The 25,389-nt window shown below is 71.0% G+C and carries 25 protein-coding genes and 2 pseudogenes; 17 read left to right on the top strand and 10 right to left on the bottom strand.

The annotated features are described in order from the left end of the window. Positions 1 to 6: 6 nt before the first annotated feature. The gene (locus AB0K18_RS22620; RefSeq protein ID WP_364917206.1) at positions 7 to 390 is read right to left on the bottom strand and encodes a metalloregulator ArsR/SmtB family transcription factor; all 384 of its coding nucleotides are present in this window, start codon (positions 388 to 390) and stop codon (positions 7 to 9) included. An 89-nt stretch (positions 391 to 479) separates the two neighbouring features. On the opposite strand from AB0K18_RS22620, the gene AB0K18_RS22625 reads away from it, so the two are divergent. Both AB0K18_RS22625 and AB0K18_RS22630 read left to right on the top strand, forming a co-directional pair. After that, positions 480 to 1,631 (top strand): MFS transporter, encoded by a 1,152-nt coding sequence (locus tag AB0K18_RS22625; protein WP_364917209.1) that lies wholly within the window; start codon positions 480 to 482, stop codon positions 1,629 to 1,631. A gap of 66 nt (positions 1,632 to 1,697) precedes the next feature. Beyond that, positions 1,698 to 2,381 (top strand): hypothetical protein, encoded by a 684-nt coding sequence (locus tag AB0K18_RS22630; protein ID WP_364917211.1) that lies wholly within the window; start codon positions 1,698 to 1,700, stop codon positions 2,379 to 2,381. Here the strand turns inward: AB0K18_RS22630 and AB0K18_RS22635 are convergent. Then, positions 2,350 to 3,180, bottom strand: a complete 831-nt coding sequence (locus tag AB0K18_RS22635; RefSeq protein ID WP_364375410.1) for an undecaprenyl-diphosphate phosphatase — start codon at positions 3,178 to 3,180, stop codon at positions 2,350 to 2,352. The genes AB0K18_RS22630 and AB0K18_RS22635 overlap by 32 nt on opposite strands. A gap of 215 nt (positions 3,181 to 3,395) precedes the next feature. Here AB0K18_RS22635 and AB0K18_RS22640 point away from each other — a divergent pair, with 215 nt between their 5' ends. The 3 genes from AB0K18_RS22640 to AB0K18_RS22650 all read left to right on the top strand — a co-directional run bounded on the left by AB0K18_RS22640 (position 3,396) and on the right by AB0K18_RS22650 (position 5,080). Further along, complete coding sequence (locus AB0K18_RS22640; protein WP_364917214.1) at positions 3,396 to 4,316, top strand: AraC family transcriptional regulator; 921 nt, start codon at positions 3,396 to 3,398, stop codon at positions 4,314 to 4,316. Then, complete coding sequence (locus AB0K18_RS22645) at positions 4,313 to 4,822, top strand: HAD domain-containing protein (protein WP_364917217.1); 510 nt, start codon at positions 4,313 to 4,315, stop codon at positions 4,820 to 4,822. The genes AB0K18_RS22640 and AB0K18_RS22645 overlap by 4 nt, the downstream gene beginning before the upstream one ends. A gap of 66 nt (positions 4,823 to 4,888) precedes the next feature. Next, entirely contained in the window at positions 4,889 to 5,080 is a 192-nt protein-coding gene (locus tag AB0K18_RS22650) for a PspC domain-containing protein (protein WP_345394922.1), read from the top strand. Here the strand turns inward: AB0K18_RS22650 and AB0K18_RS22655 are convergent. Then, complete coding sequence (locus AB0K18_RS22655; protein ID WP_364917219.1) at positions 5,065 to 6,279, bottom strand: MFS transporter; 1,215 nt, start codon at positions 6,277 to 6,279, stop codon at positions 5,065 to 5,067. The genes AB0K18_RS22650 and AB0K18_RS22655 overlap by 16 nt on opposite strands. Positions 6,280 to 6,363: 84 nt before the next feature. On the opposite strand from AB0K18_RS22655, the gene AB0K18_RS22660 reads away from it, so the two are divergent. From AB0K18_RS22660 to AB0K18_RS22670, 3 genes are all read left to right on the top strand, one after another. Beyond that, positions 6,364 to 6,942: a TetR/AcrR family transcriptional regulator gene (locus AB0K18_RS22660; RefSeq protein ID WP_364917222.1), complete on the top strand. Its 579-nt coding sequence runs from the start codon at positions 6,364 to 6,366 to the stop codon at positions 6,940 to 6,942. Between the two features lie 45 nt (positions 6,943 to 6,987). Next, positions 6,988 to 7,623, top strand: coding sequence for a lipoyl(octanoyl) transferase LipB (gene lipB / locus AB0K18_RS22665; protein WP_364917225.1), 636 nt, complete (start codon positions 6,988 to 6,990; stop codon positions 7,621 to 7,623). 122 nt (positions 7,624 to 7,745) lie between these two features. Next, positions 7,746 to 9,275, top strand: coding sequence for an alpha/beta fold hydrolase (locus AB0K18_RS22670; RefSeq protein WP_364917228.1), 1,530 nt, complete (start codon positions 7,746 to 7,748; stop codon positions 9,273 to 9,275). A 51-nt stretch (positions 9,276 to 9,326) separates the two neighbouring features. Here the strand turns inward: AB0K18_RS22670 and AB0K18_RS22675 are convergent, their stop codons facing one another. Then, on the bottom strand, positions 9,327 to 10,859 hold the full coding sequence (locus AB0K18_RS22675; RefSeq protein ID WP_364917230.1) for an amino acid permease: 1,533 nt from the start codon (positions 10,857 to 10,859) through the stop codon (positions 9,327 to 9,329). Between the two features lie 138 nt (positions 10,860 to 10,997). Continuing rightward, positions 10,998 to 11,546 carry a type 1 glutamine amidotransferase domain-containing protein gene (locus AB0K18_RS22680; RefSeq protein WP_364917232.1) on the bottom strand — a complete coding sequence of 183 codons (549 nt, stop codon included), beginning with the start codon at positions 11,544 to 11,546 and terminating at the stop codon, positions 10,998 to 11,000. A 120-nt stretch (positions 11,547 to 11,666) separates the two neighbouring features. Here AB0K18_RS22680 and AB0K18_RS22685 point away from each other — a divergent pair. Next, a pseudogene (locus AB0K18_RS22685) lies at positions 11,667 to 11,870 on the top strand (cation transporter); the annotation flags it as partial. Positions 11,871 to 11,940: 70 nt separating this feature from the next. On the opposite strand, the gene AB0K18_RS22690 reads toward AB0K18_RS22685, so the two are convergent. After that, positions 11,941 to 12,648, bottom strand: a complete 708-nt coding sequence (locus tag AB0K18_RS22690; RefSeq protein ID WP_364917234.1) for an SDR family NAD(P)-dependent oxidoreductase — start codon at positions 12,646 to 12,648, stop codon at positions 11,941 to 11,943. Between the two features lie 89 nt (positions 12,649 to 12,737). Here AB0K18_RS22690 and AB0K18_RS22695 point away from each other — a divergent pair, with 89 nt between their 5' ends. The 6 genes from AB0K18_RS22695 to AB0K18_RS22720 all read left to right on the top strand — a co-directional run bounded on the left by AB0K18_RS22695 (position 12,738) and on the right by AB0K18_RS22720 (position 19,450). Then, entirely contained in the window at positions 12,738 to 13,583 is an 846-nt protein-coding gene (locus AB0K18_RS22695) for a helix-turn-helix transcriptional regulator (protein ID WP_364917237.1), read from the top strand. Positions 13,584 to 13,733: 150 nt separating this feature from the next. Continuing rightward, positions 13,734 to 15,548, top strand: coding sequence for an ABC transporter substrate-binding protein (locus AB0K18_RS22700; RefSeq protein WP_355416873.1), 1,815 nt, complete (start codon positions 13,734 to 13,736; stop codon positions 15,546 to 15,548). After that, entirely contained in the window at positions 15,545 to 16,597 is a 1,053-nt protein-coding gene (locus AB0K18_RS22705; RefSeq protein ID WP_364917241.1) for an ABC transporter permease, read from the top strand. The genes AB0K18_RS22700 and AB0K18_RS22705 overlap by 4 nt, the downstream gene beginning before the upstream one ends. Next, on the top strand, positions 16,594 to 17,475 hold the full coding sequence (locus AB0K18_RS22710) for an ABC transporter permease (RefSeq protein ID WP_364917244.1): 882 nt from the start codon (positions 16,594 to 16,596) through the stop codon (positions 17,473 to 17,475). Before AB0K18_RS22705 ends, AB0K18_RS22710 begins: the two co-directional genes overlap by 4 nt. Further along, positions 17,472 to 18,449: an ABC transporter ATP-binding protein gene (locus tag AB0K18_RS22715; RefSeq protein WP_364917246.1), complete on the top strand. Its 978-nt coding sequence runs from the start codon at positions 17,472 to 17,474 to the stop codon at positions 18,447 to 18,449. The genes AB0K18_RS22710 and AB0K18_RS22715 overlap by 4 nt, the downstream gene beginning before the upstream one ends. Next, entirely contained in the window at positions 18,446 to 19,450 is a 1,005-nt protein-coding gene (locus tag AB0K18_RS22720) for an ABC transporter ATP-binding protein (protein ID WP_364917249.1), read from the top strand. The genes AB0K18_RS22715 and AB0K18_RS22720 overlap by 4 nt, the downstream gene beginning before the upstream one ends. 3 nt (positions 19,451 to 19,453) lie before the next feature. On the opposite strand, the gene AB0K18_RS22725 is transcribed toward AB0K18_RS22720, so the two are convergent. Continuing rightward, positions 19,454 to 20,101: a response regulator transcription factor gene (locus AB0K18_RS22725; protein ID WP_364917252.1), complete on the bottom strand. Its 648-nt coding sequence runs from the start codon at positions 20,099 to 20,101 to the stop codon at positions 19,454 to 19,456. Between the two features lie 205 nt (positions 20,102 to 20,306). Here AB0K18_RS22725 and AB0K18_RS22730 point away from each other — a divergent pair. Then, a pseudogene (locus AB0K18_RS22730) lies at positions 20,307 to 21,485 on the top strand (RNA-guided endonuclease TnpB family protein); the annotation flags it as partial. Between the two features lie 50 nt (positions 21,486 to 21,535). Here AB0K18_RS22730 and AB0K18_RS22735 read toward each other — a convergent pair. Then, on the bottom strand, positions 21,536 to 22,651 hold the full coding sequence (locus AB0K18_RS22735; protein ID WP_364917254.1) for a histidine kinase: 1,116 nt from the start codon (positions 22,649 to 22,651) through the stop codon (positions 21,536 to 21,538). Between the two features lie 147 nt (positions 22,652 to 22,798). On the opposite strand from AB0K18_RS22735, the gene AB0K18_RS22740 reads away from it, so the two are divergent. Then, the gene (locus AB0K18_RS22740) at positions 22,799 to 23,917 is read left to right on the top strand and encodes an alpha/beta fold hydrolase (protein ID WP_364917257.1); all 1,119 of its coding nucleotides are present in this window, start codon (positions 22,799 to 22,801) and stop codon (positions 23,915 to 23,917) included. Positions 23,918 to 23,940: 23 nt separating this feature from the next. Here the strand turns inward: AB0K18_RS22740 and AB0K18_RS22745 are convergent, their stop codons facing one another. Beyond that, entirely contained in the window at positions 23,941 to 24,576 is a 636-nt protein-coding gene (locus AB0K18_RS22745; RefSeq protein ID WP_364917260.1) for a maleylpyruvate isomerase N-terminal domain-containing protein, read from the bottom strand. 79 nt (positions 24,577 to 24,655) lie between these two features. Continuing rightward, positions 24,656 to 25,384 carry a nucleotidyltransferase domain-containing protein gene (locus AB0K18_RS22750; protein ID WP_364917263.1) on the bottom strand — a complete coding sequence of 243 codons (729 nt, stop codon included), beginning with the start codon at positions 25,382 to 25,384 and terminating at the stop codon, positions 24,656 to 24,658. Positions 25,385 to 25,389: the final 5 nt, after the last annotated feature.

A 25,389-nucleotide genomic window follows, 5' to 3' on the forward strand; every position in this document is an offset into this window, starting at 1 on the left:
TGCTCGTCAGCGGGACCCGGCGGAGGCGCGCGCGGCTGCTGGGGCGCTCACCGTGCCTTCGGACGTGGTGGGGGTGCGGTGGAGGGTGGTGGCGGTGAGGATGGCCGGCAGGAGTCCGGGGAAGCGGGATTCCAGGTCTTCGTGGCGCAGGCTCATGTATTTCAGGCGGCCGTCCTGCTCCGTCCGCACCACGCCGGCCTCGCGGAGGGTGCGGTAGTGGTGTGAGGCGGTCGATTTGTGGACGCCGAGGGCGTCGCCGGCGACCGTGCAGTTCATCTGCCCGGCGGCGGCCAGGCGGGCGACGATCTCCAGGCGCACCGGGTCGCTGAGCGCCCGCAGGACCTCGGTGAGCTGGATGTTCTCCGTGGCGGGTTGCGGGAGCAGGCGCATGGGGAAACCCTACCTCCGTCCCATGGTTTGACAACAATCCAACTATACGTCAGTTTGATGGGCATCCAACTTTCTCGGGGGAGGCCCACATGCGCTCGCGGCTCTATCCGTTGGCCGCCGGAAATTTCGCGATCGGTACCGGTACGTTCGTCACCGCCGGTCTGCTGGCGCCCATCTCCGCCGACCTGGGAGTGTCCCGGCCGGCCGCGGGCCAGCTGATGACGGTGTTCGCCCTCGCGTACGCCGTGCTCTCCCCCGTGCTCGCCGCACTCACCGCCCGCATGTCCCGCAGGACCCTGCTGCTGCTCGCCATGGGCGTGTTCGTGGCGGGCAACGTGCTGACCGCGCTGGCCCCGACGTACGCGCTGGTGCTCATCACCCGCGTGGTGGCGGCGGCGGGTGCGGCGATGTTCACGCCGACGTCCTCGGCCGTGGCCAACGCGCTGAGCGCCCCCGAGCGGCGCGGGCGCGCGCTGGCACTCGTGATGGGCGGGCTGAGCGTGTCGTCGGCCATCGGGGTGCCGCTCGGCACGTGGCTGGGCGAGGCGGTGAGCTGGCGGGCCACGCTGTGGCTGGTCGCCGGGCTCGGCGTGCTGGGCCTCGCCGGGGTGGCGGCGCTGGTGCCGGAGCTGCGGCTGCCGGCGTCGGGACGGCTGCGCGAGCGGTTCGAGCCGCTGCGCGACCGGCGGGTGCCCGCGGTGATGGTGACGCAGCTGCTGTTCTTCGCGGCCGGGTTCACCGCGTACACCTACATCGGCTCGCTGTTCGACCTGCCGCTGGCCGCGCTGCTGTGGGCGTGGGGGCTGGGCGGCATCGTGGGCAACATGCTGGGCGGGCGGCTCACCGACGCGTACGGCCCCCGCCGCATGATCATCGGTGGCCTGGCCGTGGCGGTGGTGTTCATCGCCCTGATCCCGGTGGCGAACCTGGCGCTGCCCGTCGCCCTCGTGTGGGGCTTCCTGTGGGGCGCGACCGGCTGGATGATCGCCCCCGCACAGCAGTTCAGGACGGTCACGGCGGTGCCCGGCAACGTCTCGATCGGGCTGGGGCTGCTGTCGTCCGCGCAGTACCTCGGGCTGGTGGTGGCGGGGCTGGCCGGCGGGGCGGCGCTGGAGACGTACGGAAGGACGGGCGTGGTCGTGCTGTCGGCCGGGCTCGGCCTGGTGGGGCTGGTCTTCACGCTGGTGACGTACCGGCCGGCGAGGGTCCTGGCGGCCGAGCCCGCGCCCGCCTCCTCCTGACGGCGGACGCCCGGTCACCCGCCGGGCGGACGACCGGCGGCCGCCCGCCCGCCTACGGTCGGCGGCATGCTCAGAGACCAGGTGACCTTCCGCCGCGTCGCGGCGGGCGTGCTGCTCATCGTGGCGCCGCTGCTCCAGGCCGTCGCCGTCGCCGTCGATCCAGGGACCTGGGGCGACGAGCGCGAGACGGTCAGCTTCGGCGCGAACCCCGCGCTGGCCCAGGCGCAGTCCGTGCTCTACCACTGGAGCTGGATGCTGCTGGTGGTCGCGGTCATCGGCCTGACGCACCTGACCAGGCGCCGGGCCACCCGGCTCGGGCACGTCGGCGGGGCGCTGGCGGTGATCGGCTACCTGCAGCTGTCGGGGCTGCTGATCGTCGACCCCGTCGAGTGGTGGCTCGGGCGTCACCACTCACCCGAGGAGGCGCAGCGCATCCTCGACGAGATGATGGACCTGCCCGGCGTGACGTTCGGCTTCCAGCTCCCGTGGATGTTCCTCGGCTTCGTCGGGCTGCCGCTGCTGACGGTGGCGGTGTGGCGGGCCGGGTTCGCGGGGTGGTGGGTGCCGGTGCTGGTGACGGCCGGGTATCTCGGCGGGTTCCTGGTGTCGTACGGGCCGCTGACCGTGCCGCTGTGGGCCGCCCCCGCCGTCGCCCTCGGCTGGCTGGGCCTGAAGGTGCTGCGCATGGGCGACGAGGAGTGGGCGGCCTACTACCGGCTCAGCCCTGAGCGGGAATCCAGCCCAGCGTGACGGCCAGGATGACGAAGAAGCCGAGCGCGATGCGGTAGATGACGAAGCCGGTGAAGCGGTGGGTGCTGATGTAGCGCAGGAACCAGGCCACCGCCGCGTAGCCGACGAGGAACGAGATGACCGTGGCCAGGATGGTGGGGCCCCAGTCGGGGGCCGGACCCTCGCCGATCTCGGCCAGCTCCAGCACCCCCGAGGCCAGCACGGCCGGGATGGCCAGCAGGAACGAGTATTTCGCGGCGTCCTCGCGGCGGTAGTCGAGCAGCAGACCGGCCGTCACGGTGCCGCCCGAGCGGGACACGCCGGGGACCAGGGCGAGCGACTGCGCGAAGCCGTAGATGATCGCATGGGTGAAGCTGAGGTGCTTCTCCAGCGTCAGCTTGTTGCGCGCGGTGTGGTCGGCGAACCACAGGACGACGGCGAAGACGATGAGCGTGGTGCCGACCAGGCGCAGGTCGCGGAACGAGGTCTCGATCTGGTCCTTCAGCGCCAGGCCGAGTATGGCGATGGGCAGGGTGCCGACGATGACGTACCAGCCCATGCGGGCCGCCCAGTGGCCGCGCAGCTCCTTGACGAAGAGCGAGCGGGTCCAGGTGGAGATGATCTCCCAGATCTCCTGCCGGAAGTAGATGAGCACGGCGGCCTCGGTGCCGAGCTGGATGACCGCCGTGAACGCCGCCCCCGGGTCCGGCCACTGAGCGAAAGCGGACACCACCCGGATGTGGGCGCTGGAGGAGATCGGCAGGAACTCCGTGAGCCCCTGGACCAACCCCAGAACCACCGCTTCTAGCCAGCCGATCACGACGACACCTTCCGTGGACGCAGCGAGTGTGAGGGTGAGGCTAGCGGAATCGGGGGTCGAGCGATTGCTCTCGTAAGGCGTTGAGCTGCTGTGATCGCGCGTCGTGGCGAGGTCGATGCGTCCTGTTCATGAAGAATTGGGCGGTTGTTCGCCCGGTCGTAGGGCGGAGTGCCCCGCCGGTTGAGCAGGGGAATCGCATGTGCCATGGTCTGACCATGGATCAGCTCGCGGCGCTGCTCGACGGGCCCAGAGCACACGGCGCCTTCCTCCTCCGCTCGATCCTCGATCCGCCGTGGTCCCTGCGCATCCAGGACGAGGCTCCGCTGTCGGTGGTGGCGCAGGTGCGGGGCGAGTCGTGGATCACGTTCGACGGCTGCGAGCCCGTACGCGTCGAGCCGGGGCGGGTGGCGATCGTCCGGGGGCCGGAGCCGTACACGGTGGCCGACGACCCGGCGACGGAGCCGCAGGTCGTCATCCACCCCGGCCAGCGCTGCACCACCCTCGACGGCGAGTCCGTCTACCAGGCGATGGACCTCGGCGTCCGTACGTGGGGCAACGACCCCGGCGGCGGCACCGTGCTGCTCACCGGCACCTACAACCTGGAGGGCGAGGTCAGCAGGCGGCTGCTCGACGCGCTGCCCCGGCTGATCGTGGAGCCCGGCGGGCCGCTCATCGGGCTGATGAGCGCCGAGATCGTCAAGGACGAGCCAGGCCAGGAGGCCGTTCTCGACCGGCTGCTCGACCTGCTGCTCATCGCGGTGCTGCGGGCCCACTTCGCGGCGAACGAGGCGCCGGGCTGGTACCGCGCGATGGGCGACCCGATCGTCGGCAAGGCGATGCGCATGCTGCACAACAACCCGGCACACCCGTGGACGGTCGCCGCGCTGGCGGCCGAGGTGGGGGTGTCGCGGGCCTCGCTGGCGCGGCGCTTCACCGACCTGGTGGGCGAGCCGCCGATGGCGTTCCTCACCGACTGGCGGCTGGCTCTGGCCGCCGACCTGCTGCGCGAGCCCGACGCCACGATCGGCTCGGTGGCGAGGAAGGTCGGCTACTCCAGCCCGTTCGCGCTCAGTGCGGCGTTCAAGCGGGTACGCGGGGTCAGCCCCCAGCAGCACAGGGCCGGGGCCGTCACGTGAAACCCCTGCTCCTGCTCGACGTGGACGGCGTGCTGAACCCCATGGGCCGGCCCAGCCCCGACTTCCGGCCCTACCGGTGCACGATCGGCGCGGAGGTCTACACCGTCTACCTCAACCCGCGCCACGGCCGCCGCCTGCTGGAGCTGGCCCTGGCCACCGGCTCCGAGCTGGTCTGGGCCACCACGTGGGAGCACCACGCCAACGAGTGGATCGCGCCGCGCGTCGGCCTGCCCTCGCTGCCGGTCATCGCCGTGCCGCCCGACGTGCCGCCGAGCGAGCACGGGGAGATGTTCAAGACCCCGCACGTGGCCGCGTACGCGGGGCGGCGGCCGTTCGTCTGGTTCGACGACCAGGTGTTCGCGGAGGACGAGGAGTACCTCAGGGTCCATCAGGGACTGACCGATTTCCTGCTCGTGCACGTCGATCCGAGGCGGGGACTGACCAGCCGCGATCTGGGCATGGCACAGGAGTGGCTGACCCTCTCAGGGTTTTCTCAGGGTCCCTGACGGGAGTCGGGCCGCTGTGTCGTCCGTTCTTCAAGTAGGTCGACAACCACGACGGAGGAACAGCTCATGTACCGCTCACGAGAGCACAGGATCCTGGCCGGCGTCTGCGGCGGCATCGCCGACAAGACGGGCATGCCCCCCACGCTCGTCCGGATCCTCTGGCTGCTGCTGTCGCTCATCCCCGGCCCGCTCTGGGTGGTCTACGTCGCCATGTGGATCCTCGTCCCGGAGGCGCCGAAGGGTTACCGGGCGGCATAGCGGCCCCGGTCCGCCGCACGGAAGAGCGCGAGCGCGATCAGCTCGGCGCCGACCGCGGCGGCCGGCAACCACCCGCTCCCGTACGTCTCCAGCACCACCCCGCCGAGCGCGGCACCGCAGGACACGCCCACGTAGACGGCACTGCTGTTGAGCGCGAGCGCCTGCGGGGCCGCAGGACCGGCGAGGGCGATCATGCGGGACTGCGCGGGCGGCGGGATCCACCACGACGCACCCGCCCAGAGCAGCAGCAGCGGCAGCAGGGCGAGCAACGGCACGGGCCTGAAGAGCTGGCAGCAGGTCAGGGCGGCCATCACCGCCGCGAAGGCGGCGACGCCGGTGGTCATCGCCCGGCTCGCGCCCCAGCGGTCGGCGGCCCGGCCGCCCAGCTGCCCGCCGGCCAGCCCGGCGAGTCCGGCCAGCACGAACACCCAGCCCAGCTCAGTGGGCCCGGCTCCGGCGAGGTCGCGCAGGAACGGGGCGAGGTAGCTCAGCACCATCATGCTGCCCAGCACGATCGCGACGATCCCGAGCAGGCCGAGCAGCACCTGGGGGCGGGCCAGCGGGGCCAGCCGCCGCCCGACGGGCATGGCGGGCGCGGGCGGCGTCTCGGGCAGCGTGGCACGTACCGCGAGCAGCGCGACGATCCCCAGCAGGGCCCCCAGCCCGAACGTGGCCCGCCAGCCGAAGGCGCCGCCTACCCAGGTGCCGAGCGGCACGCCGAACGTGAGCGACACGGTCAGCCCGCCCATCACCAGCGCCAGGTAGCGGCCCTGCCGCTCGGCGGGTGCGAGGGAGGTGGTGATCGCGTACGCGGCGGGGACGACCGCCGCCGCCGCGACGGCGGCCAGCACGCGCAGGCCGAGGAGCAGCGCGTACGAGCCGGCGAACACGGCCGCCGCGTTGGCCGCGACGAACAGCGCCAGCGCCCAGGTCAGCAGCCCGCGCCGCGACCAGGTGGCGGTCACCACCGACGCGACGGGCGCGGCCAGCGCGAACGCCAGCGAGAAGGCGGTGACGAGCTGCCCGCCCACGGCCTCGCTCACCCCCAGGTCGGCGGAGAGCGCGGGCAGCACGCCGGCGATCACGTAATCGTCGGTGGCGAAGGTGAACGTGGTGAAGACCAGCGCGAGCAGCCACGTGGGCAGATACGTGGGCAGATACGTGGGCAGCCGGGCACGCCGGCGCACGTCGATGGGCATGGGTGTCCCCTGGAATTAAGGTAACGGTCGTTTCCTGGATAGGGTAACAGTCGTCACCTCAATGGCGTCAAAGGGGAATCCCGCATGGCCAGGACCGCCGACCCGCACCGCCGCGGCGAGCTGCTCGACCAGATCATCGACTACCTGGCCGAGCACGGCCTGTCCACGCTGTCCATGCGCCCGCTGGCCCAGCACCTCGGCAAGTCCACCCGCGTGCTCACCCACCACTTCGCCGACAAGGAGGAGCTGCTGTCGGCCACCATGGAGCGGCTCGACGAGCGGCACCGCGACTGGCTGCGCGGGCTGCCCGGCTGGTCGGGCTCCGACAGCGTGGGCACGATCATCCGCCGCACCTGGGACTGGCAGACCCGCGAGGACAACCAGCCGATCGCCCGCCTCATCCACGAGATCGAGGGGCTCGCGGTGGCCGGCAAGCTGGCCGGGCACGTGCCGCGGCTGCTGTCGGACCGGTCGGAGTTCGTGGCCGGGCTGCTGCGCGAGCGCGGGGTGCCGGAGCCGGAGGCGACGCGGATCTCGACGCTGGCGAACTCGGCGTACACCGGGCTGCAGATCGACTTCCTCACGACGGGAGAGCGCGAGCGGGTGGAGGCCGCGCTCGACCAGCTCTGCGCGCTGGTGGACGAGTGGGTCGCGGCCTGCTGACGACCTGCGGCGGGGTCAGTCAAAGGACGGGCATATCCTCGAAACATGAGGGCAAGGCCGCTGACGCTCATCCACGATGGGCTCGTCGATTACGATCAGGCGATGGAGCGCATGACCGACCTCGTCGGGCAGCGCCAACGGGACGAGCGGCCGGACACGCTCTGGCTGCTGAGTCACCCGTCCGTCTTCACGATCGGGCGCCGCACCCCGATCACCCACCTGCCCGACCCGTCGCGCGGCATCCCCGTGGTCGAGACCGGCCGGGGCGGCCAGCTCACCTATCACGGGCCCGGTCAGCTCGTCGGTTACCTCATCGTCAAGCTGGACGAGGGGGAGGGCATCGTCGACTACGTCCGCGAGGTCGAGCTGCGGCTGGTGGAGGCGCTGGGCAAGCTGGGGCTGCCGGCCGAGCGGCGTGACACGCCGCCGGGCTCCGAGCTGCTGACCGGCGTGTGGACGGTGGAGACCGGGCGGAAGATCATCTCGATCGGCATGCGCCAGAGCAGGGGCGTCACCAGCCACGGGTTCGCGCTCAACGTCGACGGCGACCTGACGCCGTGGAACTGGGCGGTCGCGTGCGGGATGCCCGACGTCGACATGACCTCGCTCAAGCGCGAGCTGGGCAGGGCGGACATGGACGAGGTCCGCGAGGTCGTGGCGGAGGCGTTCGAGGCGTCCTGACGGGACGAGTCATCCTCAGGGAGGAAAAATCGTCATTTCTCCCCGCACATAACCCCAGATAAGCGATGATCCATCTTCGGTCGCACGCCCCGACGGGGGGATCGACAGAAGATTGGAGCATCGTGCGAAAGAGGTTCACGCTGCTCGCCGCCGCCTTAGTGGCGGTGGCGACATTGTCGCCCGCGGCGCCCGCCAACGCGGCGGTCCCGCAGGCGCAACGCACCATCACCTGGGCTCCGTGCGAGGAGGAGCCGTCGGCCGAGTGCGGCACGCTCACCGTGCCGATCGACTGGTCGAAGCCCGACGGCCCGACCGTCGACATCGCGGTCGCCCGCCGCAAGGCCACCGACCCCGACGCCAGGATCGGCTCGCTGGTCATCAACCCGGGTGGTCCGGGCGGCTCGGGGGTCGAGGCCGTGTACGGCGCGCCCGGCTCCTACACCGAGGAGCTGCAGCGCCGCTTCGACATCGTCGGCTTCGACCCTCGGGGTGTGGGTCGCAGCCACCCGGTGATCTGCTCGGCCTCGGTCTACAACCAGATGCCGCACACGGTGATGAGGAGCCAGGCCGACTTCGCGGCATGGGACGCCTTCACCAAGCGCCTGCACCAGGACTGCCGCGAGCGCACCGGCCCCCTGTACGACCATGTCGACTCCGTGGACGTGGCCCGCGACATGGACGCCCTGCGCGCCGCCCTCGGTGAGGAGAAGCTCACCTACTACGGCATCTCGTACGGCACCCTGATCGGCCAGATGTACGCCGAGCTGTTCCCCGACCGCGTCCGCGCGCTCGGCCTCGACAGCAACATGGACCACAGCCTCGACGTCGTGGGCTTCATGACGACCGAGGCGCTGGCCGTCGAGGACGCCTTCGACCAGTTCGTCGGCTGGTGCGACCAGGAGCCGAGCTGCGTCCTGCACGGCCAGGACGTGCGGGCGATCTGGAAGAGCCTGCGGGAGAAGGCCAAGCGGGGCGAGCTGGTCTACCCGAGCACCGGCACGAAGATGACGGAGCTGCAGCTCATCTACAACGCCGCGCTGGGCAACGAGGGGCCCGACTGGTGGACGCTCAGCCAGACCATCAACTGGCTGAACGGCGGGCCCGAGCCCGACTGGGTGCCGCCGCTGCCGGGCCGGGGGCCGGTGGAGGGCGACGTGGCCGAGCTGCCGACCACGATCCTGTGCCAGGACTACAACCTCAGGGTGCGCAACTACGCCGAGTACGCCGCCCTCATGGCGGTCTCCGGCAAGCTGGCGCCCGACACGCGGTACCACCCGTACCCGGTGGACGACCTGCCGATCTGCATGAACTACCCGACGACGAACAAGCCGCACAAGCTGCGGTACACGGGTGACGCTCCTCTGCTGCTCGGCAACTCGCTGCACGACCCCGCCACGCCGTGGATCTGGTCGGCCAACGCGGCCCGCCAGCTCGGCCCGAAGGCGGTGCTGCTCACGTACGAGGGGTGGGGGCACCGCATCTACGGCAAGGACAAGTGCCAGACGGACATCTTCGACGAGTACCTGATCTCGCTGAAGGTGCCCGCGCACGGCACCCGCTGCGCGGTGGGCACGCCTGAGGAGGAGAGCCTGCTCAAGAGCAAGGCCGGCACGCACGCCTGGCCGACGGACCGGCTGAGCTGGGCCGGCTAGAGCACGTTCGCAAGACGCCCGGGGGCCTTGAAGGCCCCCGGGCATTTCGCGTCAGGAGACGAGGTTCTCGTCGTCCACCGTGCGGCGCGGCCCGGTGAACCAGTGGCGGGCCGACAGCGCCCACCACAGCGCGATGCCGACGAGCACGATGCCCACCGCGACGGGCGCGTAGTTGACCGACGTCCAGGTGAAGTCCGCGCTGCCGGGCACGCCGGCCGGCGAGAACGGCATGATGAAGTAGACCGAGACGATCACGATCTCGACGCAGGCGATCCAGCACAGCGCCTTGTACTTGCGGCCCAGCGTCCACGGCCCCGGAGTGAAGGCGTCGCCCATGCGCAGCCGCAGCCAGATCGGGATGAGGAAGGCCAGGTAGAGGCCGATGACCGCGATCGAGACGACGGCGTAGAACGCGACCGGCGTGGTCAGCCCGGGAGGGGCGTAGAGCGCGGGCAGCGTGATGAGGGCGGCGGCCACGCAGCCGGCCACGATGGCGTTGACCGGGGTGCGGTTGCGGTCCACCTTCGACCAGAGCCGCCAGCCGGGCACGGCGCCGTCGCGCGAGAACGCGTACGTCATGCGCGACATCGAGGTCACGCAGCTCATCCCGCAGAAGAACTGGCCGATGGTGGAGATCGCGAAGATCGCGGTGGCCAGCGGGGACGACAGCGCGGTCTCGAAGATGGCGCCGACGAAGCCGGACTGGGCGTTGAGCTCGTCCACGTTCGTGGCCGCGAACAGGAACGCGAGCAGCAGGATCCAGCCGCCGATCGCCGAGTAGAAGATCGACTGCCACAGGCCGCGGGCGGCGCTCTTCGCCGCTCCCTGCGTCTCCTCCGACACGTGGGCGCAGGCGTCGAAGCCGGTGATCGTGTACTGGGTGAGCAGGAAGCCGAGCGGCAGCACGTACAGCCAGAAGGGCAGGCCGTCGGAGCCGTCGCCGAAGCCCGAGGTGTTGTTGGTGCCGAAGAAGACGAAGCTCGCCGACTGGTGCTCGCTGGGCGCGAAGACGAGGATGGCGACCACGATCGCGGCGCCGGCGACGTGCCACCAGACGGAGATGTTCTGCAGCAGCGAGATCAGCCGGTGGCTGAAGATGTTGATCAGCGCGTGCAGCGCCAGGACGATCACGAACAGCAGGAACGCCTGGGGGAGCGTGGCCTCCCACGCGCCGCCGGTCAGCCGGTTGAGGGTGATGTTGAGGAACGTCGCGCAGCCGTAGTCCACCGAGGCGGTGACCGCGATGAGCCCGATGAGGTTGAGCCAGCCGGTGAACCAGCCGTGGATCGGCTTGCCCAGCTTGGCGGCCCACCAGTAGATGCCGCCCGCCGTCGGGTACGCCGACACCAGCTCCGACATGCAGAAGCCGATGATGAGGATGAACAGGGAGATCAGCGGCCAGCCCCAGGAGATGGCGATGGGGCCGCCGTTGTTCCAGGCCTGTCCGAAGGTCGTGAAGCAGCCGGCGAGGATGGAGATGATCGAGAAGGAGATGGCGAAGTTGGAGAAACCGCTCCAGGTGCGGGCCAGCTCCTGCTTGTAGCCGAGCTCGGCCAGTCGCCTGGAATCCTCTTCTGTGCTCATTGAGGTCTCCCTGGGGGGCGCGGAGGACGCTCCTTTTGGTCTACGTCTAGACCATTTCTCCCCAGGGGACAAGGCGTTACGGGCGGGTTTCGATCTCGCCGGTCCGGTCCGGGCTCGCCGGGCCCGGACCGGCGAGCCTCACTTGTCGCCGAAGAGGTCGGTCACGGCCTGGCAGAACGCCTTGAGGTCGTCCGGCTTGCGGCTGGTCACCAGCGTGTTGCCGCCTTCCGTGCACACCACGACCTCCTTGTCCACCCAGGTCGCCCCGGCGTTGCGCAGGTCGGTCCGCAGGCTCGGCCACGAGGTGAGCGTGCGCCCGCGGACGACGTCCGCCTCGACGAGCGTCCACGGCGCGTGACAGATGGCCGCCACCGGCTTGCCGGCGTCGAAGAAGGACTTGGCGAAGCGCACGGCGTCGGGCGACATGCGCAGGAAGTCCGGGTTGGCGACGCCGCCCGGCAGCACCAGGCCGTCGTACGAGGCGGGATCCGCCTCGTCCACGGTGTCGTCCACGGCGAAGGTGTCGGCCTTGTCCAGATGGTTGAACGCCTGGATCCGGCCGGCGGAGGTGGAGACCAGCCTGGGCGTGCCGCCCGCCTGTTTGACCGCCTTCCACGGCTCGGTGAGCTCCACCTGCTCGACTCCCTCGGGTGCCACCAGGAAAGCGATGGTCTTGCCGTCCAGCATGAGAACCCCCTTGGACTGCGTGTTTCCCGTCCCCTTACCGGGCGGCGCGCATGTATGCGTCTTTACCCCCAGGGGGTATAGAGTGAGCGCATCGGAGCCGATCCAGGAAGGAGCGTTCGCATGACCGTCGCCACGTACCAGGTCGAGGGCATGACCTGCGGCCATTGTGTCAGCGCCGTGACAGAAGAGGTGAGCGGCATCGCCGGGGTGAGCGGAGTGGAGGTCGATCTCGCCTCCGGCGCGGTGACCGTCACCAGCCAGGCCCCCATCGACGACGCGCTGATCGGCGCCGCCGTCACGGAGGCCGGCTACGAGCTGGCGGGCGCGGCGGCTCCCGTCGAGCTGCTGCCCATGGCCGGCGAGTCATGCTGCGGCAGCGGCGGCTGCTGCTGACTCACCAGGGCAGCGGGCCCTGCGCGGTGAAGAAGCCCCCGGTGGGACCGTCGGGGGCCACCCGCGCCATCCGTACGATGATCTCCGCGCCCTCCTCGACGGACTGCGTGCCGGTGTTGAGGTTGAGGTCGGTCTTGGTGTAGCCGGGCTCGACCGCGTTGATCCGCATCTCGGGGAACGCCTTGGCGTACTGGATGGTGAGCCGGTTGACCGCGGCCTTCGAGGCCGGGTACGCGACGCCGGGATAGGCGTGCACCGGGGTGCCCTCGGTGGTGCCGATGGCCATCGAGGCCAGGCCGCTGCTGACGTTCACCACGACGGGGGCGGCCGAGCGGCGCAGCAGCGGCAGGAAGGCGTGCAGCACGCGCACGACGCCGAAGACGTTCGTCTCGAACGTCGTGCGCATGATCTCGGCCGTCACCTCGGCCGGCGTGTAGACCGTGCCGTCCGGCCGCCGCTCCTCGATGCCGGCGTTGTTGACCAGCACGTCGAGCCCGCCGTCCGCCTCCACCGCGGCGGCCGCGGCGGCCACGGACGCGTCGTCGGTGACGTCGATGAGCACGTGCCGCGCCCCCAGCTGCTCCGCCGCCCGGCGGCCCCGCCCGGCGTCCCTGCTGCCCACGTAGACGGTGTGGCCCGCGGCGATGAGGCGGCGGGCGGTCTCGTATCCGAGCCCCTTGTTGGCTCCGGTGATCAGTGTCGTCGTCATGCTCCCAGCTTCCGTCCCGGCCCGCTGACCAGCCAGCACCCTCGCCGTCCTGGGACTCGCGGTACCAGGGAGAGGGCACACTGGGGGGCATGACCACGAAGGAGTTCGGGCAGGCGGTCAGGCGCTGGCGCGAGCGCATGCCGCCCGAGGCCGCCGGGCTGCCCACGAGCGGCCATCGCCGCACCTCCGGGCTGCGCCGCGAGGAGCTCGCGACCCTCGCCGGCATCTCCGTCGACTACGTCGTCCGCCTGGAGCAGGGCCACGCCACCAACCCCTCACCGCAGATCGTCGAGGCGCTGGCCCGCGCGCTGCGGCTGTCGGACGAGGAGCGCGCCTACCTGTTCGAGGCCGCCGGGCTCGCGCCGCCGGGCCCGGAAGCGGTGCCCGCGCAGATCACGCCCAGCGTGCTGCGGCTGATCGACCGGCTCGACGGCGCCGCCGTCGCCGTCCACGACGCCACCTGGACGCTGCTGCTGGCCAACCCCCTGTACGCGGCCCTCGTCGGCGACCCGGCCGGCCGGCACGGGCGCGAGCGCAACGCCCTGTGGCGCATCTTCCTCGGCTCCGGCACGACCACGCCGGTCAGCCGCACCCCTGACGAGCAGGCCGCGTTCGAGGCGGCGCTGGTCGGCGACCTGCGCGCCACGGCCGGCCGCTACCCCGCCGACCGCTCACTCCAGGAGCTGATCGCCGAGCTGCGCGCGGGCAGCCCCCGCTTCGCCGCGCTGTGGGACTCCGGCACGGTCGGCCGTCAGGTGGGCGGGCGCAAGACGTTCGAGCATCCCCGGGTGGGCCCGATGACGCTCGACTGCGACATCCTCAGCGTGGCCGGCAGCGATCTTCGCGTCATCGTCTACACCGCCGAGCCGGGTACCGCCGACGCCGAGCGACTCGCTATTCTGGCGCGCCAAGTGATGGCGCCCGCGGGGACATGACAGCAGCTCACGGCCGTGCCAAGGGCACTGAAAATTTACACCGCCGTTGGAAACGAAGATGAAACAATTTTCCGCCACTCGTTGACACGCGGTCTCCGTATGGTGTGCCTTCTTCTACACAGAGACCCCCCGCCTGAAGGTGAGGCACTTATGAGGAAATGGTTCGCACGCCTGGCTGCGCTGGGCGTCGCGCTATTAGTGGCCGGTCAGGGCACCACGGCTGCCCTCGCCCAGGACCCGGCGGCGGGGAAGAAGATCGTACGCGTCGGCGCCACGCAGGCGATGGACTCGATGAACCCCTTCCTCGCGGTCCGCCTGGTCTCCACGTCGATCCACCGCTGGATGTACGGGTTCCTCACGGTGCCCGACTCCAAGACGCTCGCGCCGAGCCCCGACCTGGCCGAGTCGTGGAGCACGTCGGAGGACGGGCTCACCTGGACGTTCAAGATCCGTGCCGCCAAGTGGTCCGACGGCCAGCCGATCACGGCCGAGGACGCCGCCTGGACGTTCAACAAGATGATGACCGACGAGGCCGCCAAGACGGCCAACGGTCCCGCGGTGGAGAACTTCGAGAGCGTCACCGCCAACGGCCAGGACCTGGTCATCAAGCTCAAGGCGCCGCAGGCCAGCATGCTGGACAACCCGGTCCCGATCATGCCCAAGCATGTCTGGGAATCGGTCACCGACATGGCCAACTACGACGCCGAGAAGTACCCGACCGTCAGCAGCGGCCCGTACTTCGCGATCGAGCACAAGAAGGACCAGTACGTCAAGCTGCAGGCCAACCCCAACTACTGGCGGGGCAAGCCCAAGATCGACGAGCTGCAGGTCATCTTCTACGACAACCCGCAGGCCGCCATCGCGGGCCTGAAGAACGGCGACATCGACCTGCTCGGCCGGATGAACCCGCCGGAGTTCGAGGCCATCCAGAACGACCCCAACATCGTCGCCTGGAACGAGCAGGGCCGGCGCGCGGCGTACCTGCAGATCAACCACGGCGCCACCACCAGCGACGACAAGCCCGTCGGTGACGGCCACCCGGCGCTGAAGGACCAGAAGGTCCGCCAGGCGCTCCACTACGCCATCGACAAGCAGAAGCTCGTCGACGAGGTCCAGAACGGCCTGGCCAAGCCGGCCGACGGCTCGATCGTCCCGCCGATGTACCAGGACTTCTTCTGGGAGGCCACCGGTGACGAGAAGGTCAGCTACGACCCGGCCAAGGCCAACCAGATCCTCGACGACGCCGGCTACAAGAAGGGCGCCGACGGCGTCCGTACGATGCCCGACGGCAAGCGCAAGCTGGAGTTCCGGTTCAGCATCCACACGGACACCCCGATCGAGGACAAGCTGGCCGAGTATCTGACGGGCTTCTTCAAGGAGATCGGCATCACGCTGACCACCAAGAAGCTCGACTCCAGCAAGTTCACCGAGGAGACCGGCGTCACCGGCCTGTTCGACATCGCCATCAGCGGCTGGTCGGTCAACCCCGACCCCGAAGAGGTCCTCGCCACCCACCTGTGCAGCCGGCGGCCCAGCCCGACCGGTGAGGGCGGCGGCACCGAGTCCTTCTACTGCGACGACGAGTTCGAGCAGCTCTACAAGGACCAGCAGAAGGAGCTCGACCGGCCCAAGCGCGCCGAGCTCATCAAGAAGATGCAGGAGCGTCTCTACACCGACGCCCCGGTCATCGCGATCTACTACACCAACGACCTTGAGGGTTACCGCAAGGACCGCATCACCAGCATCACCCCGATCCCCGAGGACAGCGGCATCCTCTACGGCGGCAGCGGCTACTGGCCGTTCTACACCGTGGACGTCAAGGCCGTGGCCGCGTCCGGCTCCAGCGCCGAGGGCGGCTCCAACACCGGCCTCATCGCGGGCGTCGTGGGCGGCGTGGTGGTCATCGGTCTCGCGGTGTTCCTCCTGAGCAGGCGGCGCAAGAGCACCGCAGACGAACGCGAATGACGACACCGCTCGAAGCAGCAGAGCCCGCCGCCCAGGCGGCGGGCCCTGGTGACGAGCGCCCCACCAGCCGCGGCATGCTGCAATATGCGCTGTCCAAGGCCGGTGGGGCGCTGTTCAGCATCGCCATGGTGATCATCGGAACCTTCTTCGTGTTCCGGCTGCTCCCCGGCGACCCCGTACGCAACCTGGCCCAGGGCCGCAACATGACCCCGGCCCAGCTCGACCTCGAACGCCGCAGGCTCGGCCTGGACAAGCCGCTCATCGACCAGTTCTTCCAGTTCGTGGGCGACACGCTCAGGCTCGACCTCGGCACCTCCTACGAGTACAAGCGCCCGGTCATCGACCTCATCGGCGAGCGCATCGGCCCGACGCTGCTGCTCGCCGGCACGGGCCTGGTCATCGCGGTCAGCCTGGGCGTCTGGCAGGGCACCAGGGCCGGCTGGCGCCACGGCAGCCGCTTCGACCGCTTCTCCACCGGGCTGTCGCTGCTGCTGTGGTCGGTCCCGACATTCTGGCTCGGCCTGCTGCTGATGATGGTCTTCGGCGTCGGCATCGGGCCCATCCCCGGCATCTTCCCCTTCCGGGGCATCGAGAGCGTGGACGCGCCCGACGGGTTCGCGTACGTGCTGGACGTCGCCTCCCACATGGTGCTGCCCTGCCTGACGCTGGTGGCCGTCGTGTACGCCCAATACCTGCTCATCATGCGCTCGTCGCTGCTTGAGGAGGTCAGCCAGGACTACGTGACGGTGGCCAGGGCCAAGGGGCTGCGCGACGACGACGTACGACGCAGGCACGCGGTGCCCAACGCGCTGCTGCCCACGGTCACGCTGGTGTTCATGCGCATCGGCTTCGTCGTCGGCGGCGCCGTCACCGTGGAGACGATCTTCACCTGGCCGGGGCTCGGGCAGCTGTTCTACGAGGCGGTCAGAGTGCCCGACTTCACGCTCATGCAGGGGACGTTCCTGCTGATCACGGTCGCCGTCATCGTCATGAACACGCTGGCCGACGTGGTCTACCACGTGCTCGACCCGAGGGTGAGGTCCGCATGACGGCTGTCGCCTCCGAGCGCAGGAAGCAGGCGCTGAGCCGCTTCTGGGCCGGATTCCGCACCCACCGCGGCGGCGTCGCGGGTCTCGTCGTCCTCGTCGTCGCGGTCGTGCTCGCGCTCGCCGCGCCGCTGTTCATCGACGAGACGGTCACCAGCGTCATCCAGAACACCGGGCAGCGGTGGGCCGCGCCCAGCCTCGCCGAGCCGTTCGGCACCGACGAGTCGGGCCGGTCGATCCTGCTCATGGTCTGGTGGGGCTCGCGCACGTCGCTGTTCATCGGCTTCCTCGCCGCGCTGCTCAGCATCGTGATCGGGCTGATCGTGGGCGTCGCCGCCGGGCACTTCAGGGGCTGGGCGGGCGGCGCGCTCATGCGCGTCACCGACTGGTTCCTGGTGCTGCCCTCGCTGGTCACCGCGCTCGTCCTGGCCGCCATCCTGGGCGGCAGCACGTTCACGATCATCGCCGCGATCGGCATCACCACCTGGCCGTCCACCGCCCGGCTGATCCGGGCGCAGACGCTCGCCGTCGAGGCCAGGCCGTACATCGAACGCTCCAAGGCGCTCGGCGCGGGCCACTGGCACATCACCACCCGGCACGTGCTGCCGAACGTGGCGCCGCTGCTGCTGGCCAGCACCACCCTGGAGGTGGCCAGCGCCATCGTCACCGAGTCCACGCTGGCCTTCCTCGGCGCCAGCTCCAACCGCACGTCCTGGGGCACCATGCTCCGGGCCTCCTACGACTTCGGCGCCACCACCCAGGGCGCCTGGTGGTACATCCTCATCCCCGGCCTCGCCATCCTGCTCGTCGTGATGGCGTTCACGCTGGTCGGAAGGGCGCTGGAGGCCGTGCTCAACCCGAGGCTGAGGAGGGCCGCATGAGCCTGCTCGAACTCGACGACGTGTCCGTGACCTACCGCATCGCCTCGGGCGAGGTGCCCGCCGTACGCGGGGTGTCGCTGGCGCTCGACGCCGGTGCGGCGCTCGGCGTCGCCGGCGAGTCGGGGTCAGGCAAGTCGACGCTGGCCATGGCGCTGCTGCGGCTCCTGCCCAAGGACGCGCAGGTCGGCGGCCGGATCCTGCTCGACGGCGAGGACGTCCTGACCATGAAGTGGGGGCGCATGCGCGCCGTCCGCTGGGCCGAGGCGTCCATCGTCTTCCAGGGCGCCCAGCACGGGCTCAACCCCGTGCGCAGGATCGGCGAGCAGATCGCCGAGCCGCTGCTCGTGCACAACCTGGCCAAGCCCGAGGCCGCCCGCGCGCGCGTCGCCGAGCTGCTCGACCAGGTGGGCCTGCCCGCCTGGCGGGCCCGCAGCTACCCGCACGAGCTGTCCGGCGGCCAGCGGCAGCGCATCATGATCGCGATGGCGCTGGCCTGCTCGCCGCGCCTGATCATCGCCGACGAGCCGACCACCGCGCTCGACGTGATGGTGCAGGCGCAGGTGCTCACCCTGATCAAGGACCTGGTCGCCGAGCACGGCATCTCGCTCATCATGATCTCGCACGACCTGTCGGTGCTCGCCGACGTGTGCGACCAGCTCGCGGTCATGTACGCCGGCCGCGTCGTCGAGCACGGCCCGTCCGCCGAGGTGTTCCACGACGCCAAGCACCCCTACAGCAAGGCGCTCGCGGCGGCGTTCCCCACCGTCGGCGACCCGGTCTCGCGCATGGCCCCCAAGGGCCTGGGCGGCGACCCGCCCGACCCGATGGAGCTGCCCACCGGCTGCGCCTTCCACCCGCGCTGCCCGGTCGCGCTCGACACGTGCGCCGACCTCGACGTGCGGCTCTGGCCGGCCGGGCCCAACCGTACGGCGGCCTGTGTGCACGCCAGGGCCGACGAGGAGGTCGCCTCATGACGGAGACCCGCACCGCCGCGGAGGAGCTCGGCACCACCAGGTCCGGCCTGCTCGAAGCGCGTGACCTGCACGTCGAGTTCGCCTCCAGGGGCCGCCGCGCCCGCGCCGTGGACGGCGTGAACCTGGCCGTCGGCGAGGGCGAGATCGTCGCCCTGGTCGGCGAGTCGGGCTGCGGCAAGACCACGCTCGCCCGCACCCTGCTCGGTCTCGAACGCCCCACCTCGGGCGAGGTCCGCTACGACGGCGCGGGCCTCGGCTACACCACCAAGGCGCTGCGCGCCTACCGCAGGCAGGTGCAGCTCGTCCTGCAGGACCCGACCGGCTCGCTCAACCCCCGCCACACCGTCTACGAGGCCGTCGCGGAAGGCCCCCGCATCCACGGGCTGGCCGACGAGCGCGACATCGTGGCCACCGCCCTGTCCAGGGCCGGGCTGCGGCCGCCCGAGCGGTTCTTCCAGCGCTACCCGCACGAGCTGTCCGGCGGGCAGCGGCAGCGCGTCGTCATCGCGGGCGCGCTGGCGCTCAACCCGAAGGTGCTGGTCGCCGACGAGCCCGTGGCCTCGCTGGACGCGTCCGTACGGGGTGAGATCCTCGCCCTGCTGCTCAAGCTGCGCGCGGAGCTGGGGCTTTCCGCGCTGGTCGTCACCCACGACCTCGGCCTGGCCTGGAACATCGCCGACCGGGTCGCCGTGATGTACCTCGGCAGGATCGTCGAGTCGGGCCCCGTCGAGCAGGTGCTGACGGCGCCGCGGCATCCGTACACGCAGGCGCTGCTGTCGGTGCTGCCCGAGTCGCCCGAGCGGATCGTGCTGACCGGCGAGCCGCCCGACCCGACCCGCATCCCCGGCGGCTGCCGCTTCCACGCCCGCTGCCAGGTGCTGGCGTCGGGCAAGGCGGCGGAGGCGGGAGTGGACGGCCGCTGCCGCACTCAGCTCCTGGACATCCTGCCCGCAGTGCCGGACGCCCAGGCCGCCTGCCACTACGCGGAGACCGTCTCCTGACGCTCAGGCGAGGTCGGCGTCGTGGACCAGGATGGCCGCCTGTACGCGGTTGGCCAGGCCCAGCTTGGCCAGCACGCGGCTGACGTGGGCCTTGACCGTGGCCTCCGTCAGGCGCAGCTCGCGGCCGATCTCGGCGTTGGACAGGCCGCGGGCCAGGGCCCTGATGACGTCCTCCTCCCGGCCGGTCAGCCCGGCGAGCTGCCGGCGGGCGGTCTCGGCGCGGGAGGGGGCGCGGTCGGCGTAGGAGGCGATCAGGCGCTTGGTGACCGAGGGGGAGAGCATCGCCTGACCGGCCGCGACCGTGCGCACGGCGGCGGCCAGCTCGCGCGGCGGGGTGTCCTTGAGCAGGAACCCGACCGCGCCGTGCCGCAGCGCCTCGTGGACGTACTCGTCGAGGTCGAACGTGGTCAGCATGATCACCTTGGGCGGCTCGGGCAGGGCGAGGATCCTGGCCGCCGCGGCCAGCCCGTCGAGGACCGGCATGCGGACGTCCATCAGCACCACCTCGGGCCGCAACCGCCGTACGGCCGACACCGCCTCCGCACCGTCCCGCGCCTCACCCGCGACGGCGATGTCCCCCGACGCCTCCAGGATCAGCCGCAGCCCCGACCGCACCAGCTCCTCGTCATCCACGACGAGCACCCTGATCACGCGAGAACCCCGGCACTCATGAGAACGCCGCCCACTTGGGCGGTGTTACTGATCATCAGATACCTCCGTGGAACCCCCGCCTTCAGGCGGGGAAGGATTCGGACTCCTGCGGTGCGGGACGGGGGCGGCCGGTTCGCCGTCAGGTGAACCGGCGTATCGAACACACGCGCGACCTTTGGTTGATCGTTTCGGTAGCATGTGAGGTGTGGCGCAGATCGTGAAGCGGGCCTACAAGTACCGCTTCTACCCGACCCCCGAGCAGGCCGGCGAGCTTGCCCGGACGTTCGGCTGCGTCCGTCTCGTCTACAACAAGGCGCTCGAGGAGCGCAGCCGCGCCTACCGGCTGGAGGGCCGCCGTGTCTCTTATGTGGAGTCTTCTGCGCGGCTGACGGAGTGGAAGCGCAGCGGCGAGTACGGCTTCCTGTCGGAGGTGTCGTCGGTTCCTCTTCAGCAGGCGTTGCGGCATCTTCAGGCGGCGTTCGCGAACTTCTTCACCAGGCGCGCCAACTACCCGGCGTTCAAGTCCCGCAAGAAGTCCCGGGCGTCGGCGGAGTACACGCGTTCGGCGTTCCGCTGGCATGACGGCGCCTTGACGCTGGCGAAGATGGACACACCGCTCGATATCGTGTGGTCGCGTCCGCTGCCGGAGGGTGCGCGGCCGTCCACGGCCACCGTCTCCCGCGACGGCGCGGGACGCTGGTTCGTGTCCCTCCTGGTCGAGGAGAAGATCAGCCCGCTCCCGCCCGCCGGGCGGAGCGTCGGTGTGGACGCCGGCATCACCGCGCTGGCGACACTCTCGACCGGCGAGAAGATCGTCAACCCCAAGCATGAGCGCGCCGACCGCCGCAAGCTGGCCAAAGCCCAGCGCGCCCTGGCCCGCAAGGCCAAGGGGTCGAACAACCGCGCCAAGGCCCGGGCCAGGGTCGCCAGGGTGTACGCCCGGATCGCCGACCGCAGAAGAGATCACCTGCACAAGGCCACGACACGGCTTGTTCACGAAAACCAAGTGATCGCCGTGGAAGACCTGACCGTCCGCAACATGGTCAAAAACTGCGGCCTGGCCCGCGCCATCTCCGACGCGTCCTGGCGGGAGTTCCGCTCCATGCTGGAGTACAAGGCCGCGTGGTACGGGCGCACCGTGGTGGCGGTCGACCGCTGGTTCCCGTCGTCGAAGCTGTGCTCGGCGTGCGGGGCCCTGCAGGAGAAGATGCCGCTGAACGTCCGGGAGTGGATGTGTGCTTGCGGTGCGGTCCATGACCGGGATGTGAACGCGGCCAGGAACGTGCTCGCCGCCGGGCTGGCGAAGAGCTGAAACGCCTGTGGAGCGGGTGTAAGACCTCAACGAGAGTCCTCTCGGACGGGGCGACCGGCTGTGAAACAGGAACCCTCACGGGCGACCGTGAGAATCCCCCTCGTTCACCGAGGGGGAGGATGTCAAGTGGGGATCCTGGCGCTCACGAGGAAGCCGCCGCCTTCCTGGGCGCTGCTGCGGAGCGTGCCCCCGAGCAGCTCGACGCGCTCGCGCAGCCCCACCAGCCCCCATCCCGCTCCCGGCACCGCCCCGCCCTCGCGGAGGGCGTGCGGGGCCTCGTTGCGCACCTCAACCCGCAGCTCGTCCTCGCCGTAGCGGATCAGCACGTCGGTGCCCGCGTCGCCCGCGTGCTTGTGCACGTTGGTGAGCGCCTCCTGGACCACCCGGTACGCCGTGCGCTCCACCGTTTCCTCCATCGGCCGCGGCTCGCCCTCGTCGCGCCTGGTCACGTCGATGCCGAGGGCCCGCGACTGGTCGAGCAGCCGGTCGAGGTCGCCCAGCGTGGGCGGCGGGCTGAGGGCGGCGTCGGGCGGCTCGTGCCGGGGCGCGCGCAGCACGCCTAGCACGTCACGCAGGTTGGCCAGCGCCTCGCGGCCGATGCCGCCGATCAGCGCCGCGGTCCCGGCCGCCTCAGGGTCGCCGGTACGCAGCTCCAGGGCGCCCGCGTGCAGCACGATCAGCGAGACCCGGTGGGCCACCACGTCGTGCATCTCCCGCGCGATCCTCGCCCGCTCCTGCGCCCTGGCCTGCTCGGCCCGCATGACCCGCTCGCGTTCGAGCCGCTCGGCCCGCTCTTCTGCGGCGGCCAGCACCTCGGCCCTGGCCCGCGTCCACATGCCGAGCGCCAGCGGCAGCCCGACGACGGCCACCGCCATGAGCAGCGCGTTGCCCGGCCCCGTGGCGGGCGCCTGCTGCGGGCGGCCGACCGCCAGCGGAAGGGCGCACACCACCAGGCAGCCGGCGACGTACGCGACGAGCTGACGGGCGCCGCGCAGCGTGCGGCCCGCCTGATAGGAGGCGACCAGCAGCGGCGGCCACATCAGCAGCCACACGTACGCCAGCGCGCCCACGGCGGCCAGCGGCCACCAGGCGCGGCGCGCATGCCAGGCGGCGACCCCGGCCACGACGGCGATCAGGACGAGCACGGGGACCGGCAGCCCGGACGGCACCCCCGCCTGCCCGGTCCCGGTGAACCACGACAGCCCGGCGACCACCGCGCCGAGCAGAACGAACCGCATGGCCACAGCGTAGGCCGCACGCCGCGCGACGCTTTACGACGAAAGTAGTAACGCGCCGAGCGGGGCGCGCCTTACGACGAAAGTAGTAAGCGCGGATCGACGATCGGGGCGGACACCTCGGCGGCCCGGCGCGCCAGCCTGGCAACCATGCACAAGTCCCTGGCCCTCACGGCCCTCACCCTGACCTTCCCCGCGACCCTTTCCACGACCCTCGCCACCCCACCGGCCCACGCGACGGCCACCGCACCCGTTCGGGCCGCCGTCTCTGAGCTCAAGCTGCCGGCTCCCACCGGGCGGCGGCCCGTGGGGACGGAGAGCCTGCACCTCGTGGATCTCGGCCGGCGGGACCCGTGGAATCCCGGCGCGGAGCACAGGGAGCTGATGGTGACGCTCTGGTACCCGGCGAAGAAGGCCGTCGGCGCGCGGGCGCCGTACATGACGCGGGCGGAGTCGGAGGCGGTGCTCGCCGACTACGACGTGCCGGACAAGAGCGTGCTCAGCCGGGTCGTCACGCACGCGCGGCTCAAGGCGCCCGTCGCCAAGGGCAGGCTGCCGCTGGTCGTCATGTCGCCGGGGTTCAGCTTCCCGAGGGCGACGCTGACCTCGCTGGCCGAGGACTTCGCCGCCAGGGGGTACCTCGTCGCGGCGGTGGAGCACACGTACGAGTCGGTCGGCACCACGTTCCCCGACGGCCGCACCACCGGCTGCCTGGCCTGCGAGCAGCGGCCGGACGGCGCGGACGTGGCGGCGGGCCGGGTGAAGGACGTGCGGTTCGTGCTGGACGAGCTGCTCGACGGCCGCTGGGCCCGGCGCATCGACCGCGAGAAGATCGCCATGGTGGGCCACTCCATGGGCGGGTACGCCGCCGCCCAGACCATGCTCGCCGACCGCCGCATCAAGGCGGGCGTCAACCTGGACGGCACCTTCAAGGTCGGCAAGCCGCTCAAGCGCCCGTTCATGATGATCGGCACCCCGTCACACGCTCCCGGCGAGGGGAGCGGCAGCTGGGACGAGGCATGGACGCACCTGAAGGGGCCGAAGCGGTGGATCACGGTGGCGGGCACCGACCACGCGGCGTTCGTGGACTACGCGGTGCTGCGCAAGCCCCTGGGCATCCCGGCGCAGCAGCTCGACGGCGCCCGGGCGCTGGAGATCACCCGGGCGCACCTGGCCGCGTTCGCGGACCGGCACCTGCTGGGCGGGCGCGCCCCGGTGAAGAACTATCCGGAGGTCACCGACCACTCCCGTACCGCAGGAGGCGCTTGAGCGGCGCGCAGAAGCCGCGGAAGTCAGAAGGCGCTGATGGTGGCGGGGGCGCGCTCGGCGCGGCTCAGCGTGCGGATGACGGCCGTGGGGCCGTGGCGGTGGACCGCGAGGCGGGCCAGCAGCTCCACCACCGGATCGATCACCGACGGCGGCAGCCCCGGCGTCTCCACGCCGACGCTGGCGGCCAGGTCGTCGCCGTGGACGACCAGCTCCACGAGCCGGGTGAGCAGGAAGTCGTCGAGGAGCAGCGACCAGCCGGCGGGCGTGTTGACGACCCGGTCGGCGGGCTCGGAGGCCAGCGCCGCGCGCTGCATGTCGAGCAGCGCCTGGCTGCGCTCGACCAGCAGGGCGGGCCCGGCGGCCGCGGCCGCCTCACCGCCGCGCCTGATGCTGAGGTTGCTCTCGTGGTCGAGCCCGGCCTGCACCCACGGCGAGCGCGTGTAGTGCTCCAGGAGCGTGACGGGCGGCTGGACGGCCCCGTCGGGACTGAGCGCCTCGCCGACCCTGACGAGCTGATGGGCCAGGTGCCCGGCGAGCCCCGCGACGCTGAACTCCACCAGCGCGCTCGGCTTGTCCCATGACGCCGCCACCGCCGGGTGGCGGAGAAGCTCCACCGCCGACTCCGCGGCCAGCAGATAGGACTGCCTGCTTTCGACCATAGGTCGCACTCTCCCGGGATGAGGTGTGTCGATACGTAGCTCGTAACAACCGGCTCCCGGATTGCCATCCCGCCTGGGTTCAGGCCAGCACCCGGCCGATCGCGGATCTGACGAACGCGCGGGCCAGCCGTCCCCGCCTGTATCGGCTGAGCACCGGCTGCTCGGTGCCGTAGCGGCGGGCGCGGATGTCGGCGATCAGCACGGCGGGGGCGCCCAGCTCGTGCAGCACCTCGAGTGCCTCCCGCTTGCTGATCAGCCGGCCGTCCTGCAGGGTGACCGTGGCCCTGGCCACCGTCACCATGCCTAAGTCCACCCATACGTCCTGCAGCCAGCGCCGGCGCCCCTGTGCCCGGACGAGCCAGAAGTCGCGCAGGTCCGCGCGGATGAAGCGGGCCAGCTCCTCGTCCGAGACGGGCGGCAGCAGCTCGGCGGGCGGGGGGCCGTACAGGACTCTGGCGCCCTCGTGCAGCTCGCGCCGCGTCACCGCCGTCACAGGGCGCCGGAAGATGTGCTCGTGCGCCCACGTGATGTGCTCGGCGCCGAGGTCGTCGAGCTCCTGTCTCGCCATGTACGAGCAGTGCAGCCGCTCCGCCAGCGGCAGGCGTAGCCTCCTGTGCACCGCCTTGATGCGCCGCCAGTGATCCATGGTCGGCGTGGTGTCGAGCACCGCGACCAGGTCGAGGTCACTGCGTCCTGGTTGATAGTCGCCGGCCGCTAACGAGCCGTGGGCCCAGAGCGCGACCAGGGGGACGGCCGGCTCCACGCCCTCGAGAAAAACCTCCAGCAGGCGTTCCGTCGCTGCGTGCATGATGG

Origin of the sequence: Nonomuraea sp. NPDC049421 (assembly GCF_040677005.1) — a bacterium.
In the GTDB taxonomy this organism is placed as follows: domain Bacteria; phylum Actinomycetota; class Actinomycetes; order Streptosporangiales; family Streptosporangiaceae; genus Nonomuraea; species Nonomuraea salmonea.